3 protein-coding genes and 1 pseudogene are annotated in these 3578 nt (G+C 72.6%); all 4 read right to left on the reverse strand.

Annotated features, from left to right (window positions below):
* Nucleotides 1-46 precede the first annotated feature (46 nt).
* A complete protein-coding gene (locus tag RIN80_RS15295) occupies nt 47-760 on the reverse strand; it encodes an LAETG motif-containing sortase-dependent surface protein (RefSeq protein WP_309096140.1) in 714 nt (237 codons plus the stop codon).
* Between the two features lie 147 nt (nt 761-907).
* A complete protein-coding gene (locus RIN80_RS15300) occupies nt 908-2029 on the reverse strand; it encodes an LOG family protein (protein ID WP_309096141.1) in 1122 nt (373 codons plus the stop codon).
* A gap of 24 nt (nt 2030-2053) precedes the next feature.
* Nucleotides 2054-2461 carry a VOC family protein gene (locus RIN80_RS15305; RefSeq protein WP_309096142.1) on the reverse strand — a complete coding sequence of 136 codons (408 nt, stop codon included), beginning with the start codon at nt 2459-2461 and terminating at the stop codon, nt 2054-2056.
* Nucleotides 2462-2610: 149 nt separating this feature from the next.
* Nucleotides 2611-3578: pseudogene (locus RIN80_RS15310) on the reverse strand (hypothetical protein); the annotation flags it as partial.

The following is a 3578-nucleotide window of genomic DNA, read 5'->3' on the forward strand; positions in this document are numbered from 1 at the left end:
CCCCCTTGCTTCGGGGGACGGGCCACGTCGGCGTTCCGCGGAGGTGTCAGCTGTCGGTCTTCGCCCCACGGCGGCGCATGCCGAAGAACACGGCACCGCCACCGGCGACGACCAGAGCCGCCGCGATGCCGGCGATGAGGCCGGTGCTGGAGTTGGCACCGGTCTCGGCGAGGTTCGAGTCACCGGCCGCCGGGGCGGGCGCGTTGCCCGCCGGCGTGGTGCTCTCGCTCTGCGACGGCTCGGGAGCCGGCGTCGCGGTCTCCTCGGCCGACTTCGACGGGGAGGCCGACGGGGTCGGCGTGGCCGGCGGGGTGGAAGCCGGGGGCTCCTCCTCCTTCTTGCAGGCCGTGGCCGGGGTGACGAGGTTCGGCTTGATGTCCTCGTCGACGTACGGAGTGGCCTTGACGTGGATGCGGTACTCCGCGTTCGGCTTCCACTCCTCGGCGAAGGTGATGGTGGTGCCCTCGCGCGAGCCCTTGACGACCTGCTCGCCGACCTTCTTGGCGTCGGCGCCGTTGTTCTGCAGGTAGACGGTGACCGTGGCCGGGACACCGGCGGGGTCCACGTCGGTGACGGTGATGACGCCCTTGTCGCCGTCGCACTTCGCCTCGGCGGAGAACTCGTTGATGTTGCAGGCGAGCGCGTTGCCGGAGGCACCGAGCGCGAGCGCGGCCGAGGCCGAGACGACACCGAGGACGCGCAGGGAACGAGCGACGGTACGGCGCGGGGCCGTACGGCGGGATACGGACAGAACTGCCACGTTTGTCCTTTACGGGATGCGTAATGCGGGGGGTTGGCGGCGGTGCTGACAGAACATCAGCACTGCCTGGAGGCTCACAGGTCTATAAGCGCCGCATAAGTAGTGTCAACGCATATGCCGCTTGCAAGCACTTGCTTTGCCAGGTTATTAACCGCCGAGACGTTTCAACGCCTCCGGCGCCTCCTCGATCCGGTCCACGAGCGCGATCCGCGCCTCCATCGACCGTTCCCTGGCCAGCGACTTCAGCAGCGGCCACGCCGGCAGCCGTTCCGTCCAGTGCGCCCGGTTCACCAGCACCATCGGCGTCGGCTCGCCGCGGGACTCGTAGTAGTTGGGCGTCGCGTTGTCGAAGATCTCCTGCACGGTCCCGGCGGCGCCCGGCAGGAACACCACTCCCGCGTTGGACCGGGCCAGCAGACCGTCCTCGCGGGTGGCGTTGGCGAAGTACTTGGCGATGTGCGACGCGAAGGCGTTCGGCGGCTCGTGGCCGTAGAACCAGGTCGGGATGCCGACGGAACGCCCGCCCCGGGGCCAGCGGGTGCGCACCTCGAAGGCGGCCGCGGCCCATTCGGTGATCGACGGGGTGAAGTGCGGTGCCTTGGCGAGCAGTTCGAGGGACTCGGTGAGCATCTCCGCGTCGAACGGGGCGGCGTAGGCCCCGAGGTTGGCCGCCTCCATCGCGCCGGGGCCGCCGCCCGTGGCCACCGTGAAACCGGCCCGGGCCAGCTCCCGGCCGAGCCGCGCGGCGCCCGCGTACTCCTCGGTGCCGCGGGCCATGGCGTGGCCGCCCATCACGCCCACGACCCGGGCGCCGGACAGGAGTTCGTCGAGGGCGTCCGAGACGGAGTCGTCGTGGACCGCGCGCAGCATGGACGCGTAGATGTCGCCGTCCGCCTTCGTGTGCTGGAACCAGGCGTAGGCGCGGGCGTCGGGCGTGGCCTCGTAGCCGTCCGCCAGTGAGGCGAACAGCTCGTCCGGCGAGTAGACCAGTCCGCGGTACGGGTCGAACGGCAGGCCGGGAACCGGCGGGAAGACCAGGGCGCCGTCGGCGCGGATCTTCGTGGCCGCTTCCTCGCGCATGGCGCAGCCGAGGAAGACCGCTCCGGCGGTGTCCGTGGAGAGCAGTTCGCGTGTACGGTCCGTCAGATCGACGGCCTGGACGCGGTAACCGGCGAGTGTGCCGCGCGCCGAGACGGTCGCGTCGAACTCGTCGAGGGTCTCTATCTCACGGTCGTCGTGGTGGGCCGCATGGGCGGGCATCGTCTGCACCCGCCCATGCTGGCACAGCGCTCCTCAGCCCTGGACGGCCGCCGGGTCCATCCACACGACCTCGAAGGTGTGGCCGTCGGGGTCGTCGAAGGCGCGGCCGTACATGAAGCCGTGGTCCTGGGTCTCGCCGCTGACGGAACCGCCCGCCGCGACCGCCTTCTCCACGAGCTCGTCGACCTTCTCGCGGCTCTCGGCGCTCAGCGCGATCAGCACCTCGCTGGTCTTCGTCGCGTCCGCGATCTGCTTCTTCGTGAACTGCGCGTACTTCTCCTGCGTGTGCACCATCACGACGATGGTGTCGCTGATCACGACCGACGCGGTCGAGTCGTCGCTGAACTGCTCGTTGATCGAGTAGCCCAGTTCCGTGAAGAACTTCTTCGAGGCGCCGAGGTCGTTCACGCACAGGTTCACGAAGATCATCTGCTGGTACATGGGGGTCTCTCCCAACGGGTCCGTGTCGTTACGTGGGATTAGACCGGGCTCCGGCGCGGGACTCATCGCCGTTCCGAGATTTTCTTCGTACGAGTTTTCTCGGCGGGCCGGAGAGCCGGGAGGGCGGGCCGGAGCGGGGCCCGAGCGGGTCAGCGTGCCAGGGGCAGGGCCGCCAGTTCGGCGACCGTCAGGGTGAGCGGACCGAACAGGGCGAGCAGGGCGCCCGCGCGCAGGGCGGCGGCGCCGCGCAGCATCGTCGCGGGGGCGCCGAGGCGCAGCAGCGCGTCGGTCGTGTCGGCGCGCACCTGCCGGGTCTCGACGGCGGCCGTGAGCAGCGTCCCGACCGTGCAGCCGGCCACCAGGCCCACGCCGAGCAGGGTGAGCGGACCGAGGGACAGACCGTCGGGGGCGTGCAGCAGTGCCATGGCCCACGCGGCCGACAGCACCGCGCTGACGACGCCCAGGGGACGGCCGATGCGGTCGGCCTCCGCCATCAGGATCCGTCCGGCCAGCAGCCGCAGGGCGCCGGGGCGGGCCGACTGGAGGAGCCGTCCGCACAGGTGCGTCAGGCCCGGTCCGGCCAGGGCCAGTCCGACGGCGGCCAGGGCCCAGCCGGCCAGGACGCCGGGGGAGGCGCCGGAGAAGGTGAGGTCGGGGGCGGCCGGGGCGGTGCGGCTCGTGTAGGTCTCCACGGCGAGGCCCGCGGCCAGGAGGGTGATGCCCCAGGGCAGTCCCGTGGGGGCGGCGGTGGGGGAAGCGACGGCTCCGGGCGCGTCCGGCAGGGCCGCGGCGAGGGCGGCGGGGTCGTCGGCGCCGCGCGCCTCGGCCGGGTACGGGGCGGACCGCTGGGCGGGAGCACCGTCGGCGCGGGCGGCTCGCACCGGGTCCGACGGGCCGCCGTCGGGCCGGGCGGCGCTCAGCGCGTCGGGGTCGGCCGCCTGACGGGCCTGCGCGGGGCCCGCCTGGGCGGCGCCCCCGCGGTGCGGTTCCGCCGGGTGGCCGGCCGGATCGCCGTAGGGAATGACCGCGCTCACGGCGTCGCGCGCCGCGGCGTCCGCGAGCGCACTCACGCTGCCGCCGGAGCCGGAGCCGGAGCCGGAGCCGGAGCCGGAGCCGG

It is taken from the genome of Streptomyces sp. (genome assembly GCF_031181705.1).
Lineage (GTDB): Bacteria > Actinomycetota > Actinomycetes > Streptomycetales > Streptomycetaceae > Streptomyces.